The sequence below is a fragment of the Mesorhizobium sp. CAU 1741 genome (assembly GCF_039839275.1).
In the GTDB taxonomy this organism is placed as follows: Bacteria; Pseudomonadota; Alphaproteobacteria; order Rhizobiales; family Rhizobiaceae; genus Aerobium.
In genome coordinates, this window is sequence record NZ_JBDOQP010000001.1 from 22,373 (window position 1) to 37,534 (window position 15,162).

Consider the following 15,162-nt stretch of genomic DNA (forward strand, 5'->3'; position numbering starts at 1 on the left):
CACGGCATGCCGCTGGGGAAGCGGTCTGGCGGTGCTTTTTCTGGGCATGAGCACGTGATGATGCGCTCTTGCCCATTGTTTGGGCTTGCGGCCCCCAAGCATCGAAAATAAGCTTTTGTCACAAGGCGGCTTGGGAACGGTCCACCCAAGGCCATGCAAGAGAGGCTTCAAATGAATATTGTGCGTAACACGATCCTGGCCGCCGCGTCCGGCCTGGCGATGTCTGTCGCGTCGGCTCAGGCCGAGACGCTGACCATTTCCTGGTGGGGGTTCAACGGCGAAAAGCTGGACCAGTACATCGTCCAGCCATTCCAGGAGCAGTGCGGTTGTGAACTGGTGTTCGAAACCGGCAACAATGCCGACCGCCTCAACAAGGTGAAGATCCGTGGCGGCGCCGGCGTGGACGTCATCTACCTGACGGATTCCTTCTCGCAGCTCGGCATCGAGGAGGGCCTGTTCCAGAAGATCGACCGCTCCAAGGTTCCCAACATCGAGGGTCTCTATCCGCTGGCGCAGGATCCGCAAGGCGGATACGGCCCGGCCTACACGATCGGCCGCGTCGGCATCGTCTACGATTCCGAAAAAGTCGATCCCGCGATCACCAAGTGGTCTGATCTGTGGCGTGAGGATCTGGCAAGCCAGTTGTCGCTGCCGGGCATCACCACTACGGCCGGCCCGATGGTCGTCATGATCGCCGGCGAGAAGGCTGGCACCAACGCATTCGACGACGCCGATCCGGCCTTCGCCGAGATCGAGGCGATCAAGCCGAATGTTGTGAAGAACTACAACACCGGTTCGGAAATGATCAACCTGTTCTCCACCGGTGAGATCAGCGTGTCGTTGGCGCAGGACTTCGCGCTCGGCCAGCTTCAGGCCGCTGTGCCCACCGTGGTCTGGGCCGATCTCGAAGATGGAGCGATCGCGACCCTCAACACGGTCAACATCCCGACCGGCGCGGCTAATGTCGATCTCGCGCACGAGTTCATCAATTTCATCCTCGATCCGGAACTGCAGGCGACGCTCGCCAAGAACGGTGTCGATGCGCCGGTGGCGACCTCGGTGGAACTGACGCCCGAGGAAGCGGCGCAGTGGACATATGGCCAGGAAATGGTGGACGGGCTGCAGCGCGTCGACTACTCCAAGATGAACGCCGCCAAGAACGCCTGGGTGGATCGCTGGAACGAAATCTTCGGCATGTAGGACTGGAGAGGGGCTCGTTCGGCAAGGCCGGTCGCGCCCCTCGCGCCGCTGCTGGGTCGTTCATCCTTCGAGGCGAGCCTCGCAGGATGAACGACGCCGTTTTCGATCCGCAGGCCCGGGACGAGTGATGATCCAAGGGAAAAAACCGCAGTGCTGAACCGCTTCGCCGGCTGGACGCTCTCGACGCCAGCCACCATTCTGGTCGTGGTGTTTCTCGTCCTGCCGGTCGCGGCGACGATCACGGCGACCTTCATGGAATCGGCGGGACTGCTTGCGCCCTACACCGACTTCTTCTCCAGTGGCTTCCGGCGCACGGTGCTGTGGCGCACGCTGCAGATCGCGTTGGCGACGACCGCCATATCGCTGGTGGTCGGCTTCCTCACGGCCTATGTCGTGGCCCGCTCGCCCGGGCGCATCAAGAGCCTGCTCATCATCGCCGCCGTGTTTCCGCTGTTGACGGGCGTCGTGGTCCGCTCCTTCGCGTGGCTGATCATCCTCGGCCGCAATGGCATCCTCAACAATTTCCTGATCTCGATTGGGGTCACCGACGAGCCGTTCTCCATGCTCTATACGCAGGGGTCGGTGATCGTCGCGATGGTCTATCTGTTCGTGCCGCTTATGGTGCTCACACTCGTCGGCGTTCTTGAAAACATCCCAGACGACCTGATCCAGGCTTCGGCGTCGCTCGGGGCATCCCCGTCCGCGACCTTCCGGCAGGTGGTGTTCCCGCTGGCGGTGCCGGGCCTGATCGTCGGCGCGGTGCTCGTATTCACCGGCTCCTTCACTTCGTACGCTACGCCGCAGCTCCTGGGCGGCGAAAGCCAGATGGTGATGGGTACGCTGATGTACCAGCAGGCGATGGTCGCCTTCGACTGGGTCACGGCCTCGACGATCGCGGCGATCATGGTCGTCGTCACCGTTGCCATCGTTCTCCTCATGACGCGCGTCGCCCGCCGTCTCAACCCGATGACGACCTGATGACCACGCGCCTGCACCCCGCACTGATCGGCTTCGCCGTCATCGTCTACCTCTTCCTGATGGGGCCGCTGGTCATCGTGTTCGGCGCCGCGCTGTCCGACACGACGTATCTGACGTTTCCGCCGCAGGGGCTGACGCTGCATTGGTTCGAACGCATCTTCGAGATCGGCGCATTTCGCCGGACGATCGTCACCAGCATCCAGATCGCGTTTCTCGCCACCGCGTTGGCGCTGGCCATCGGGATTCCGGCGGCCTACGCGCTCAATCGCTATCGCATCCAGCTTCCGGCCTGGCTGTCGACGCTGTTCGTGCTGCCGATCCTGGTGCCCGAGATCGTGCTCGGCTTCTCGCTGCTGCGTTCGGTGGCTGTGGGGCAATCGGCGCCAATTTTCCTGACGCTGCTGATCGGACATACGCTGCTGGTGCTGCCCTATTGCGTGCGCGTCATTTCCGCCAGCCTCGCATCTTTCGATTTTTCCATCGAGGAAGCGGCAATCAGCCTTGGCAGCCGTCCGCTCAAGACCTTCTTCACCATCGTGCTGCCCAACGTCCGATCGGGCGTGATAGCGGCGTTCATCCTCGCCTTCATCACGTCGATCAATGACGTGTCGGTATCGCTCTTCCTCACCGGCCCGGGTGTTTCCACCCTGCCCATCCAGATTCTCGCCCATGTCGAGCAGTTCTTCGATCCGGTCATCGCGTCGGTCTCGGTGCTGCTGATGATGCTCACCGTCGCCGTGATGGCGATCGTCGAGCGGACGCTGGGCCTGACGTTCCTCGCCAAGTAGAAATTGCCATGACCGCTCCGCTCACCGTCGAACATCTGACCGCCCACTACGGCACGACCAAGGTGCTGGACGACCTCTCGCTGAATGTCGGCGCAGGCGAACTCGTCTCTTTGCTGGGTGCGTCGGGCTGCGGCAAGACGACGACGTTGCGGCTCATCGCCGGTTTTCTGGAGCCGACCGAAGGCGCGATCCGGCTTGGCGATTCCGACCTGACCAGGCTGCCCGCCTACAAGCGCCATATCGGCCTGGTCTTTCAGAACTATGCGCTTTTCCCGCATCTCTCGGTGCTCGACAATGTCGCTTTCGGCCTCAAGCAGCGCGGCATCGCGGCGAGCGAACGCGACAAGCGCGCGCGGGCCATGCTGGAGCGCGTCGGCCTCGACCAGCTTGCCGACAGGCTTCCCGGTGCGCTTTCAGGTGGGCAGAAACAGCGTGTGGCGCTCGCCCGCGCGCTCGTCATCGAGCCGCCGCTGCTGATGTTCGACGAACCGCTGTCGAACCTTGACGCCAAGCTGCGCGTCGACATGCGGGTGGAGATCCGCAAGCTGCAGCGCGCCAACAACACCACCGCGGTCTACGTCACGCACGACCAGGAGGAGGCGTTCTCGATCTCCGATCGTGTCGCGATCATGCATCAGGGGCGCATCATGCAATTTGATACGCCGGAGGTGCTCTACCAGCAGCCGGCCAATGCCTTCGTTGCGCGCTTCGTCGGCTTCGAGAATCTCGTGCCGATGCAGGTGACGGCGCGAGAGGGCGAAATGGTGACGGCGCAGGCGCCGGGCGGGGTCGCCCTGTCGCTGCCGGTTGGACGATTTGGCGGCGTACCGGACGAGTTCGTGCTGGCAACACGCGCCGACGGCCTGTTGGTCACCGCGGATCCCGACGCGCAAGGCATCCCCGCCACGCTTGGCCTGCGCACCTATCTCGGCCGTGCCTACCAGTATCAGTGCGAGACGGCCGCTGGCCCGATTATCGCCAACGGCCCCCTTTCGGCGCCTTTGGAGCCGGGCTCCACGGCGCGGCTGGTGCCAATGCTGGACCAGTGCTGCGTGCTGGGGCCGGAATGAGCGCGCGGCAGATGCGGCCCGCATGACCATCCTGATCCACAACGCCACGCTTCTCCCCTGCACGCCGGACATGCCGGTGCTGGGGAACGGCTGGATCCAGGTGGACGGGGCCACCATCACCGCTACCGGCAGTGGGCCGGCGCCAGACCTTCCGGACGCCGAAATCATCGATGTCGGCGGTGATGTCGTGATGCCCGGCATGGTCAACCCGCATTGCCACATGGCGATGACGCTGTTCCGGGGCCTTGGCGAGGATGTCGACGACCGGCTCTTCCGTTACATCCTGCCGCTGGAGCGCAAATTCGTCACGCCGGAGATGGTGCGCGCGGGGACGGCGCTGGCAGCGCTGGAAATGATCGAGGGCGGCGTGACCACCGTCGCGGACATGTACTACTTCGAGAGGCAGGTCGGGCAGGTGGTTGCCGAGGCCGGAATGCGCGGTGTCGTGGGCCAGACCATCGCCGATTTCGATCCGCCGGACCACAGGACGATCGACGAGGGTTTCGCGCTGACGGACGCCCTGGTGTCCGAGTTTTCCGGCCATCCGCGCGTTACGCCTTCCATCGCGCCGCACGCGCCGTATTCAACCGGCATGTCGGTGATGCACCGCGTTGCAAGGTGGGCCGACGACCATCCGGGAATACCCGCGCAGATCCATCTGGCGGAAATGGATTCGGAAATGGAGTGGTGCGCGAGCAATCATGGCCTGCGTCCCGTCGAGCTCGTTGAAAGGACGGGCTTGCTGCGCAAGGGCCTGATCTGCGCACATTGCCTGCAAGTCAATGATCGCGAGATCGAGATGATGGCGCGTGCCGGGGTCGGCGTGGCGCATAATGCCCGGTCGAATGGCAAGGCGGGACGCGGTATCGCGCCCGTCGAGGCAATGCGCAAGGCAGGCATTCCCGTTGGTATTGCCACCGACGGCGCAATGAGCGGCAACACGCTCGACCTGTTCTCGCAATTCGCTCCGGTGTCGATGTTCCAGAAGCTGCTGGGCCGCAGCCGCAAGCCGATGCCGGCGAAGGAGGTGATCCGCATGGCGACCATGGAGGGTGCCAGGGTGCTCGGAATGGATGAGCACATCGGCTCGCTGGAGGCCGGCAAACAGGCGGACCTGATCCGGATCGATCTTTCCGCGCCGCGCATGCAGCCGATCTACGATCACTATTCGACACTGGTGTTCGCCACGATGCCGGGAGACGTTCGCGACGTCATGGTCGCCGGCCAGTGGCTGATGCGTGGCCGCGAGGTGGTCACGCTCGAACGCAGGAAGGTGTTGCGCGATGCCCTGCAGGTCGCGGCGCAGTTCAAGGCGGAAATGACACGGATCGATGAAACCGGAGACGGTGCGCCATGAGCGATGCAGTCATCCGCGCGGTAATCGACACGGATCCCGGCCTCGACGACGCGGTGGCGATCCTGCATGCGCTGTCGTCACCCGCCTTCGACATCGTCGGAATCATGACGGTGGCGGGCAATATCGGCATCGACGTCACGACCCGTAATGCCGGGCGCATCCTCGCGCATGCCCGCCGCTCCGACATACCCGTGGTGGCCGGGTCGGCGGCGCCGCTGTCTCGGGCCGGGTTCGACACGATCGACATTCACGGCGATGACGGACTGGGCGGAGTCAGCTTTCCCGAACCCGCAGTGCCGCCGCATGCCGATGCGGTCGAATGGCTGGCGGACCTGCTCCTGCGGGAGTCCGCAATGTCGCTGACCATTCTTGCACTCGGGCCGCTGACAAATATCGCGCGGTTGGTGCTGGACCATCCAGAGGCTGCGGCGCGCATGGCCCGGCTCATCGTCATGGGCGGTGCGATCGATGAGCCCGGCAATGTCGGTCCCCGCTCCGAGTTCAACATCGCCGCCGATCCCGAGGCCGCCGACATCGTGTTTCGCGCAGGCATTGCGACCGTGCTGGTCCCGCTCGACGTGACGCGCAAGGTGCGCGCATCACGCTCGTGGACGGCCGGACTGCGCGAGACCGGGGTGCCGGCTGCCGTCGCGTCGGCCGATCTCGTGGACGCCTATTTCCAATCCTCGTCCGGTCGAGAGAGCCGTCCGCTGCACGATCCTTGCGTGATGCTCTATGCTGAAAGCCCCGCGCTTTTCACCTTGGAGCGCCTGCCGATTGCCGTCGAGCTTGAAACCGACGACGACGTCGGCGCACTGGTGATCGACGACAAAGACGGTGTTCTGCTCGACGTGACAATGAAGGTCGACGCGGATGCGGCACTCGGCCTTCTGGCGCGGCGGCTGTCGGGCGGGTGACGGTTGTGCGGCGGGTTATCCCGCCTGCAATTCCCGCTCTACCAGCGTGGTCCAGAACCGTATGCCCGGTTCGATCGCGGCGTCGTTGAAGTCGTAGCGGGTATTGTGGTGAAGCGCGCCGTCTTGTGCCGGCCCGTTGCCGAGCCAGACATAGGCGCCGGGGACAAGACCTGAAAATATCGCGAAGTCGTCACCGGCGGTGGACGGCGGATATTGCGTCATCACCTGTGTCTCGCCAAGAGCGGCACGCGCGGCCTCCGTGGCGCGGATCGTCGTGTCCGCGTCGTTGATCACCGGGGGCATGCCGCGACGATACTCATAGGACACGCCGATGCCGGCTGCCGCGGCGATACCGCGCGCGAGTTCACCGATCCGCGCTTCCAGCATGTCTCGCACCGCATGGCTGTAGGCTCGCGCCGTGCCGCCGATGCGCACGTCGTCGGGGATGACGTTGAGTGCGTTGAAGTCACCCGCCGAAATGGCGCAGGCGCTGACGACGGCGGCTTCCACCGGATCGACATTGCGCGAGACGATGGTGTGGATCGCGCTCAGGAACTGGCCGGCAGCCACCGAGGGATCAAGACCCAGATGCGGCTTTGCGCCATGCGTGCCGACGCCCTTGAAGACCACCTCCCAGCGGTCAGATGACGCAAGCTGCGGGCCGGGAACGACCGCCATCTCGCCGATGGCGATGCCAGGCATGTTGTGGAGCCCATAGAAGCGGTCGATAGGGAAGCGCTGGAAGAGCCCATCGTCGACTATCGCCTGTGCGCCGCCGCGTCCTTCTTCTGCAGGCTGGAAGACGAAATGTACGGTGCCGGAGAACGCGCGCCGGCGCGCGAGCGCCATGGCGGCGCCAAGCAGCATCACCGTGTGACCGTCGTGTCCGCAGGCATGCATCTTGCCTGGAACGGTTGATCTGTAGGAGCGATCTTCCGCCATCTCCGGCATGGCCAGCGCGTCCATGTCGGCACGCAGCGCGATCGTGCTGGTGCCATTGCCGAGCTTGAGCGTCCCGACCACGCCGGTCTTGCCGAGACCATCGTGAACCTCGATGCCGCATTCAGCGAGGAAACGTTTCACGATGGCGCTGGTGCGCACTTCTTCGAAGCCAAGTTCGGGATGGGCATGGAGATCGCGGCGAAGGGCGATCAACGCGTCGAGTTCGGTCTGGTCGAGAATTTCCGCCATGTCTGGACAGGTCCGGTCACAAGGGTAGAAAGGGCGAGGCCAACGGACTCGCCCGTTTCACTTCCGAAAGCAAGACGCCCATGCTCGCCCCGCATCAGTTCTGGCAGGAAATTCATGCTCCGGGCACCTTCTCACCCGATCCCGAAGCGGGGTTTGTCGATCTTTACCCGGCGCTGTTTCACGATGGGCGGCAGCTTGCTTTGCCGATCCGCGTGCTGCCGGGCGGAGCCGATCGCGCCGTCGCCTCGCTGATCATCAACCAGGCGAGTTTTGCTGTCGAAGATGCGCTGGGGGCGGCGATGGCTGAGCATGCGCGCGCGTTTGCGCCGGATGTGATCGTCGGCGTTCCGACGCTCGGGCTGCCGCTGGCGGCCAATGTCGCCCGCAGGCTCGGCCACACCCGCATGGTGGCGCTGGGGACGTCGCGCAAGTTCTGGTACGATGACGATCTCTCGGAGCCGCTGAAGTCGATCACCACGCCTGGTGGGGAGAAGCGCATTTATCTCGACCCGCGCATGTTGCCGCTGCTGGAGGGACGCCGCTTCGCGCTGGTCGACGATGTGGTCAGCACCGGCGCATCACTCGCCTCCGTGCTGCGGCTGCTGCGTAAGGCGGGATTGTCGCCGGAGGCGGTCGTGGTCGCAATGGTGCAGGGACGGAAATGGGAGGCCCAAGCGGCCGGTGTTTCCGTCCGAGGGGCAATCGAGACCCCTTTGTTGAAGCGCGAGGCTGACGGGCGGTGGCGGCCGGATGCCGCATAGAACTGACCTCGCGACATAACCATGGAACGAGGGCGGGCGATCCTGTAGGCTTCGTCTTTCAGTCCGCGCACAGGAGTACTCCTTGGCTCTCACCGACAATCTCGGCCTTGCCGTCTCCGGCGCCAGCGTGAAAAGCCTGGACCTGTATGGCGAAGCCCTGCGCGGCCTGCAGCGCTTCGTCGGAGATCCCATCGCGGCCTTGGACAAGGCGGTCGGAGCCGACCCGGCGTTCGTGATGGCGCACGTCTTGAAGGGCTATCTCTACGGGTTGTCGACGGAGCGGCCCGCGGTGCCCGTAACACAGGCCTGTTTCGAGGCGGCACGCCTGCTTCCGGCAACCGAGCGCGAGGCACGCCATGTCGCCGCACTGGTCGCGTTGGCCGCAGGAAACTGGCATCGGGCCTCGGCAATCCTCGAAGACCTGACCATCGACCATCCCCGCGACGCGCTGGCGTTGCAGGCCGGGCACCAGATCGATTTCTTCACAGGCAATGCGCGCTTGCTGCGCGACCGTATCGCGCGGGCGCTCCCGGCGTGGGACGGAGCGATGCCCGGCTACCATGCGATACTCGGCATGCATGCGTTCGGCCTGGAAGAGACCGCCGACTATGCCCGCGCGGAAGCGCAGGGGCGGCGTGCCATCGAACTGGAGCCGCGCGACGGCTGGGCGCAGCATGCAGTCGCCCATGTCATGGAAATGCAGTGCCGGCAGCGGGACGGCATCGCATGGATGCGCGCCAACACCGATAACTGGACGAAGGAGAGTTTTCTCCAGGTCCACAACTGGTGGCACCTGGCGCTTTATCATTTCGAACTCGGCGAGACAGACGAGGTGCTGGCACTCTATGACGGGCCCATCTTCGGAGACCGATCGACCGTTGCGCTCAACATGGTCGATGCCTCGGCGATCCTCTGGCGGCTGCATCTCGCAGATGTCGATGTCGGGGACCGCTGGCATGCGGTTGCGGACAATTGGAAGCCGCATGCGGACGCGGCCAACTATGCCTTCAACGACGCCCATGCGATGATGGCGTTCGTCGGCGCGAACCGCATCGATCTCGCGCAACGGCTGCTTGCCGCGCAGGACGAGGCGATCGCTGGTGTGAGCGACAATGCGGCGTTCACGCGCGACGTCGGCGCGCCGGTGGCGCGTGCGATCCTCGCGTTCGGCAATGGCGACCATGCCGAGACAGTGCGGCTCCTCAAGCCGATAAGGGCCATTGCCCACCGCTTCGGCGGCAGCCATGCCCAGCGCGACGTGATCGACCTGACCCTGATCGAGGCGAGCCTGCGTTCCGGCAATTCCGCTCTGGCGGCAGCGCTGGCTGCGGAGCGCAGGGACGCACGGCCAGACAGCCCGTTCTCGCACCTTATTGCCCGGCGCGCAGGACTCGCGGCAACCCCAACGCACTAGATTCGATTTTTTGCGGATTGCGAAATAAATCGAAATTGCGCTAAGGTGCTCCTGTTGCGGACCCTAGAAGTCCGCTCGGGAGGAGCGTTCATATGTATCTCGGGCTCGACCTCGGCACGTCCGGCGTCAAGGCGCTGCTGATCGATGACGATCAGCGGCCCATCGCGTCCGCAACCGGATCGCTCGACGTGTCGCGCCCGCATGACGGGTGGTCCGAGCAGGACCCGGCGCATTGGATTCGCGCTACGGAAGAAGCCCTCGACGCGCTCAGGCTCTCCCATGCCAGGGATCTGGCGGCGGTCAGGGGGATCGGCCTTTCCGGCCAGATGCACGGCGCGACGCTGTTGGGCAAGGGCGGGGAGGTGCTGCGACCCTGCATCCTGTGGAACGACACGCGCAGTCATCGCCAGGCCGCAACGCTCGATGCCGACCCGCGATTTCGCGCGATCACCGGCAACATCGTCTTCCCGGGGTTCACTGCGCCAAAGCTCGCCTGGGTAAGGGACAACGAGCCGGACATCTTCGGACGCGTCGCGAAAGTTCTTCTGCCGAAGGACTATCTGCGTCTCTGGCTGACCGGCGAGTTCATTTCCGAAATGTCGGACTCGGCCGGAACGGCGTGGCTCGATGTCGAGAGCCGGACATGGTCCGACGATCTCCTGGCGGCGACCGACCTCGACGTCTCCCACATGCCCTCTCTCGTGGAAGGCACGGATCGGGCCGGAACGCTGAAGGGAAACCTCGCCGCGCGCTGGGGCATGGGAGGCGGTGTCGTTGTCGCCGGCGGTGCGGGAGACAACGCGGCATCCGCCTGCGGCATGGGCACCGTTCGCGCCGGCCAGGCCTTCGTCTCGCTGGGCACCTCGGGCGTGCTGTTTGCGGCCAATGCCAGCTACCTTCCGAATCCTGAAAGTGCTGTCCATGCCTTCTGCCACGCCTTGCCGAACGCATGGCACCAGATGGGTGTCATTCTTTCAGCAACCGATTCCCTGAACTGGCTCGAGGACATAACCGGCAAGAGCGCGGGCGACCTGACCGGCGAGCTCGGTGACACGCTGCGCCCGCCGTCAGCGGTGACCTTTCTTCCGTATCTTTCCGGCGAGCGCACCCCGCACAACGACGCATCGATCCGCGGCGCGTTTGTGGGCCTCGCCCATCAATCCGGCCGCGAATCGCTGACCCAGGCCGTGCTCGAAGGTGTCGCATTCGCCTTTCGCGACAACCTCGAAGCGCTGAGAGCCGCGGGGACCGAGTTGAGGGCCGTTACGGCGATCGGCGGCGGCTCGCGGTCCCGCTACTGGCTCAGGGCAATCGCCACGGCGCTGGACATCGCGGTCGAGATCCCAGCCGACGGCGATTTTGGAGCGGCGTTCGGCGCCGCGCGCCTTGGCCTGATCGCCTCCGAGAACGCCGATCCGATCGCGGTCTGCACGCCGCCCGCGACGGCCGAGAGCATCGAGCCCGACAGCGCGCTCGCAGCTGCCTACGGCGATGCCTATGAACGCTATCGCGCGCTGTACCCTGCCATCAAAGGAGTTTCATCGTGAGCACCGGTTTCTTCGGCGACATCAAGTCCGTCACATTCGAGGGTTCCGAAAGCACGAACCCGTTGGCCTATCGTTTCTACGACCCCGACGAGGTCGTGATGGGCAAGCGGCTCGAGGACCATCTGCGCTTTGCCGTTGCCTATTGGCATTCCTTCGCGTGGCCGGGCGGCGACCCGTTCGGCGGCCAGACGTTCGACCGGCCGTGGTTCGGCGATACGATGGAACTTGCGCGGTTGAAGGCAGACGTCGCCTTCGAGATGTTCTCGCTGCTCGGCACGCCTTACTTCTGCTTCCACGATGCGGACGTGCGCCCGGAAGGCGAGACGCTGAAGGAGAGCATCGCCCGGCTCGACGAGATCGCCGACTATTTCGGCGGCAAGATGGAGACCACCGGGACGAAACTTTTATGGGGCACGGCAAACCTGTTTTCGCACCGGCGCTACATGGCGGGTGCCGCGACAAACCCGGACCCGGACGTCTTCGCCTATGCAGCCGCGACGGTGAAAAGCTGCGTCGATGTCACAAAGCGGCTTGGCGGCGAAAACTACGTGCTGTGGGGCGGACGCGAAGGCTACGAGACCCTGCTCAACACCGACATGAAGCGCGAGCGCGAGCAGGCGGGCCGCTTTCTTTCGATGGTCGTGGACTACGCAAAGAAGATCGGCTTCGACGGCACCATACTGATCGAGCCCAAGCCGCAGGAGCCGACCAAGCACCAGTATGATTACGACGTCGCGACCGTCTACGGTTTCCTCAAGGATTTCGGTCTCGAAGGCGAGGTGAAGGTCAATATCGAGCAGGGCCACGCGATCCTCGCCGGCCATTCCTTCGAGCACGAACTGGCGCTGGCCAATGCGCTCGGCATCTTCGGTTCGATCGACATGAACCGCAACGACTACCAGTCCGGCTGGGACACCGACCAGTTCCCCAACAATGTACCGGAAATGGCGCTGGCCTATTACCAGATTCTGCTCGGCGGCGGGTTCAAGACGGGCGGGACGAATTTCGACGCCAAGCTTCGCCGCCAGTCGCTCGATCCGGAAGACCTGCTGGCCGCGCATGTTGGCGGCATCGACTGCTGCGCGCGCGGGCTCAAGGCTGCCGCCAAGATGATCGAGGAAAAGGCACTGATCGAGCCGCTGGAGAAGCGCTACGCCGGCTGGGAAGACAGCGAGGCCAAGGCAATGCTTGCCGGCGAACGCACGCTGGATCAGATTTCGGAACGCGTGCTGTCGAAGGGAACCGAGCCGCAGCCGCGATCCGGCCGGCAGGAGTGGCTGGAGAACGTGGTCAATCGCTACGTCTGACCGGCGGCTTTTGGCGCGATCAATGTAGGGACGCGCAACCGTCGTTTACCAATTGGGCGGATCGGGAACGAAAAGTCTCCGAACCGCCTCGGCTTTGCCGCGGTTCTGTCTTCGTCGCGTCATGGCTGATGCGCTATCCTTGCGTCATGGAACGGGATCAACCAAACACGGCCATCGAGCCGCGGGACGACGCGATCGTCGAGGCGCTGCTGGCGCCCGGCGAAGGCTCATTCGTCGACGCGCTTCTGACGCTCGCAGACGAGAGTGCACGCCATGACGGCCCGGCCGATGCCCGCCATGCCCTGTCCGGTGGGTTCCAGGCGGCGTTGGCGCGGCGCATGCGCGAGGTCATCGCCAAGGACGACGCTTCGAGGGACGCGGCGTGACCATGTTTACTGAACGACGAAATAGTCCTCGATGGCTGCGGCCGCCTCTTTCAGATGCGGCAGGAACTCCTTCTCCATCTCGGATACGGAAAACCGCGCCGACTGCGTTGAGACGTTGATCGCAGCGACGATGCTGCCCGACCGGTCCCGGACCGGCACCGCGATCGACCGCAGACCAAGCTCCAGTTCTTGATCGACCATGGCAAAACCCTGCAGCCGAGCTTCCGAAACGAGACGCGCCAGCGTGACGGTATCGGTGATCGTCTTCGGCGTATTCGGGCGTATGGTGGCCCTGGCCAGAAACGCATCCAGTGCTTGCGGGGTGAGGTCGCTGAGCAGCACGCGCCCCATCGACGTGCAGTATGCCGGAAGCCGTGTGCCAACGTGCAGTCCTACCGAGACGATGCGCCGGCCGGCGACGCGGGCGACGTAGACCACATCCTCGTCTGCGAGAATCGCCGCTGAACACGATTCATTGAGCTTTTGCGAAACCGCACGCATGAACGGCTCCGCATAGGTCCACAACGTCGAGCCGGATATCCACGATCGCGCAACAGCAATCAGTCGAGACGAAAGCAGGAAACGCCTGCCGTCCTGCACCGCGTAACCGCTGCCGACGAGGGTAAGCAGGAAGCGGCGCGCTCCGGCACGGGTTAGCCCAGCTCTTTCTGCGGTCTCTGTAAGCGTCAGTCCCTGCGGGTGTGCGGCCAGGATTTCCATCACCTGAAGGCCGCGCGTGAGCGAGCCGACCTGATCGCGGCCGGCGGCGGGTTCGATTGACTCAAGGGGCGAGTTCATCTAGGCATGTATCGCATACAGAACAAATGTTCGCAATGCGAACTTTTGATGGGAGCGAAAATGAACAAGGTCTGCCAGAGCATCGAGGCTGCGGTCGCGGATATCCAGGACGGCATGGTGGTGATGATCGGCGGTTTCGGCGGGGCGGGCGCCCCGATCGAACTGATCGACGCCCTGATCGACCGCTACAAGAAGACGGGCTCGCCTGGTTCGCTGACGATCATCAACAACAATGCCGGCAACGGTGCGGTCGGCATCGCGGCGATGATCTATGCCGGCATGGTGGCCAAGATGGTGTGCTCGTTTCCGCGTTCGAGCGACCCCAAGGCGTTTACCGACAAATACCTGGCTGGAGAGATCGGCCTCGAACTGGTCCCGCAGGGCACGCTGGCAGAGCGCATTCGCGCCGCCGGAGCCGGCATTCCGGCATTCTACACACCCTCGAGCTACGGCACGCAGGTGGCGGACGGCAAGCCGATCGCGGAATTCGACGGCAAGCATTATGTGCAGGAACGCTGGCTGAAGGCGGATGTGGCGCTGATCAAGGCGCAGCTCGCCGACCGCAAGGGCAATCTCACCTATCATATGGCCGCACGTAACTTCTCGCCGCTGATGGCGACTGCCGCGACCATGACGATCGTACAGGCGAGCGAAATCCTCGAGCCCGGCGGCATCGATCCAGAGCATGTGGTCACGCCTGGCATCTTCGTCGACCGCATCGTGGAAGTTGCCGAGCCGAAGCAGGAAGAAGCATTGTTGCGCGAGGGAGCGAAGTGATGGCCGACAAACTCTCCAACGCCCAGATCGCGTGGCGCGCCGCGCAGGACCTTCCTGACGATGCCTATGTCAATCTCGGCATCGGCTTTCCGGAGATGATCGCCAAGTTCAAACCCGACGGGCGCGAGGTGATCTACCATACCGAAAACGGCATTCTCGATTTCGGCGAGGCTCCACCGGCCGGACAGGAAGACTGGGATCTCATCAATGCCGGCAAGAAGGCTGTTACACTGAATCCAGGTGCGGCATTCTTCCATCACGCCGACAGCTTCGCCATGGTGCGCGGTGGCCATCTCGATATCGCCGTGCTCGGCGCCTACGAGGTTGCGGAAAATGGCGACATCGCCAACTGGAGCACAGGGCCGGGGTCGGTTCCCGCCGTGGGCGGCGCGATGGACCTGGTCCACGGAGCTAAGCAGATCTGGGTCGTCACCGACCATGTCACCAAGAAGGGCGAACCCAAGTTGGTGAAGGCTTGCACCCTGCCGCTGACCGGCGTGGGCTGCGTGACGACCGTCTATACCAGCCTCGCGGTCATCGACATCGTCGACAAGCGTTTCGTGCTGCGCGAGAAGCTGGCAGGCATGAGCCTGGAGGAACTGCAGGCCGTGACCGGTGCCGAGCTGGTCGTCAATGGCGGCATCAAAGATCTAATCGTACCGGAGGTTTGA

Annotated in this window: 15 protein-coding genes; 13 read left to right on the forward strand and 2 right to left on the reverse strand. The window is 64.1% G+C overall.

What is annotated here, in order from left to right; genetic code table 11:
• The first annotated feature begins 219 nt into the window (after positions 1-219).
• The 6 genes from AAFN84_RS00125 (at position 220) to AAFN84_RS00150 (ending at position 6,310) form a co-directional block, all read left to right on the forward strand.
• Positions 220-1,200 (forward strand): ABC transporter substrate-binding protein, encoded by a 981-nt coding sequence (locus AAFN84_RS00125; RefSeq protein ID WP_347513751.1) that lies wholly within the window; start codon positions 220-222, stop codon positions 1,198-1,200.
• Positions 1,201-1,353: 153 nt separating this feature from the next.
• Positions 1,354-2,178 (forward strand): ABC transporter permease, encoded by an 825-nt coding sequence (locus tag AAFN84_RS00130; protein WP_347513752.1) that lies wholly within the window; start codon positions 1,354-1,356, stop codon positions 2,176-2,178.
• A complete protein-coding gene (locus tag AAFN84_RS00135) occupies positions 2,178-2,966 on the forward strand; it encodes an ABC transporter permease (protein WP_347512298.1) in 789 nt (262 codons plus the stop codon). Before AAFN84_RS00130 ends, AAFN84_RS00135 begins: the two co-directional genes overlap by 1 nt.
• Positions 2,967-2,974: 8 nt before the next feature.
• Positions 2,975-4,036 (forward strand): ABC transporter ATP-binding protein, encoded by a 1,062-nt coding sequence (locus tag AAFN84_RS00140; RefSeq protein WP_347512299.1) that lies wholly within the window; start codon positions 2,975-2,977, stop codon positions 4,034-4,036.
• A 22-nt stretch (positions 4,037-4,058) separates the two neighbouring features.
• Positions 4,059-5,393: an amidohydrolase gene (locus AAFN84_RS00145; RefSeq protein WP_347512300.1), complete on the forward strand. Its 1,335-nt coding sequence runs from the start codon at positions 4,059-4,061 to the stop codon at positions 5,391-5,393.
• On the forward strand, positions 5,390-6,310 hold the full coding sequence (locus tag AAFN84_RS00150) for a nucleoside hydrolase (protein ID WP_347512301.1): 921 nt from the start codon (positions 5,390-5,392) through the stop codon (positions 6,308-6,310). Before AAFN84_RS00145 ends, AAFN84_RS00150 begins: the two co-directional genes overlap by 4 nt.
• Before the next feature lie 15 nt (positions 6,311-6,325).
• Here the strand turns inward: AAFN84_RS00150 and AAFN84_RS00155 are convergent, their stop codons facing one another.
• Entirely contained in the window at positions 6,326-7,501 is a 1,176-nt protein-coding gene (locus AAFN84_RS00155; RefSeq protein WP_347512302.1) for a M20 aminoacylase family protein, read from the reverse strand.
• An 80-nt stretch (positions 7,502-7,581) separates the two neighbouring features.
• Here AAFN84_RS00155 and AAFN84_RS00160 point away from each other — a divergent pair, with 80 nt between their 5' ends.
• The 5 genes from AAFN84_RS00160 to AAFN84_RS00180 all read left to right on the forward strand — a co-directional run bounded on the left by AAFN84_RS00160 (position 7,582) and on the right by AAFN84_RS00180 (position 12,916).
• The gene (locus AAFN84_RS00160; RefSeq protein ID WP_347512303.1) at positions 7,582-8,262 is read left to right on the forward strand and encodes a phosphoribosyltransferase; all 681 of its coding nucleotides are present in this window, start codon (positions 7,582-7,584) and stop codon (positions 8,260-8,262) included.
• Between the two features lie 82 nt (positions 8,263-8,344).
• Positions 8,345-9,676: a tetratricopeptide repeat protein gene (locus tag AAFN84_RS00165; protein ID WP_347512304.1), complete on the forward strand. Its 1,332-nt coding sequence runs from the start codon at positions 8,345-8,347 to the stop codon at positions 9,674-9,676.
• Between the two features lie 92 nt (positions 9,677-9,768).
• Positions 9,769-11,223: a xylulokinase gene (gene xylB, locus AAFN84_RS00170; RefSeq protein WP_347512305.1), complete on the forward strand. Its 1,455-nt coding sequence runs from the start codon at positions 9,769-9,771 to the stop codon at positions 11,221-11,223.
• Positions 11,220-12,530, forward strand: coding sequence for a xylose isomerase (gene xylA / locus AAFN84_RS00175; protein WP_347512306.1), 1,311 nt, complete (start codon positions 11,220-11,222; stop codon positions 12,528-12,530). Before xylB ends, xylA begins: the two co-directional genes overlap by 4 nt.
• Positions 12,531-12,676: 146 nt before the next feature.
• Positions 12,677-12,916: a hypothetical protein gene (locus tag AAFN84_RS00180; RefSeq protein WP_347512307.1), complete on the forward strand. Its 240-nt coding sequence runs from the start codon at positions 12,677-12,679 to the stop codon at positions 12,914-12,916.
• 6 nt (positions 12,917-12,922) lie between these two features.
• Here the strand turns inward: AAFN84_RS00180 and AAFN84_RS00185 are convergent, their stop codons facing one another.
• Positions 12,923-13,714, reverse strand: a complete 792-nt coding sequence (locus AAFN84_RS00185) for an IclR family transcriptional regulator C-terminal domain-containing protein (RefSeq protein WP_347512308.1) — start codon at positions 13,712-13,714, stop codon at positions 12,923-12,925.
• A 60-nt stretch (positions 13,715-13,774) separates the two neighbouring features.
• On the opposite strand from AAFN84_RS00185, the gene AAFN84_RS00190 reads away from it, so the two are divergent.
• Together AAFN84_RS00190 and AAFN84_RS00195 are read left to right on the forward strand one after the other, a co-directional pair.
• Positions 13,775-14,491, forward strand: coding sequence for a 3-oxoacid CoA-transferase subunit A (locus AAFN84_RS00190; RefSeq protein WP_347512309.1), 717 nt, complete (start codon positions 13,775-13,777; stop codon positions 14,489-14,491).
• Positions 14,491-15,162, forward strand: a complete 672-nt coding sequence (locus AAFN84_RS00195) for a 3-oxoacid CoA-transferase subunit B (protein WP_347512310.1) — start codon at positions 14,491-14,493, stop codon at positions 15,160-15,162. Before AAFN84_RS00190 ends, AAFN84_RS00195 begins: the two co-directional genes overlap by 1 nt.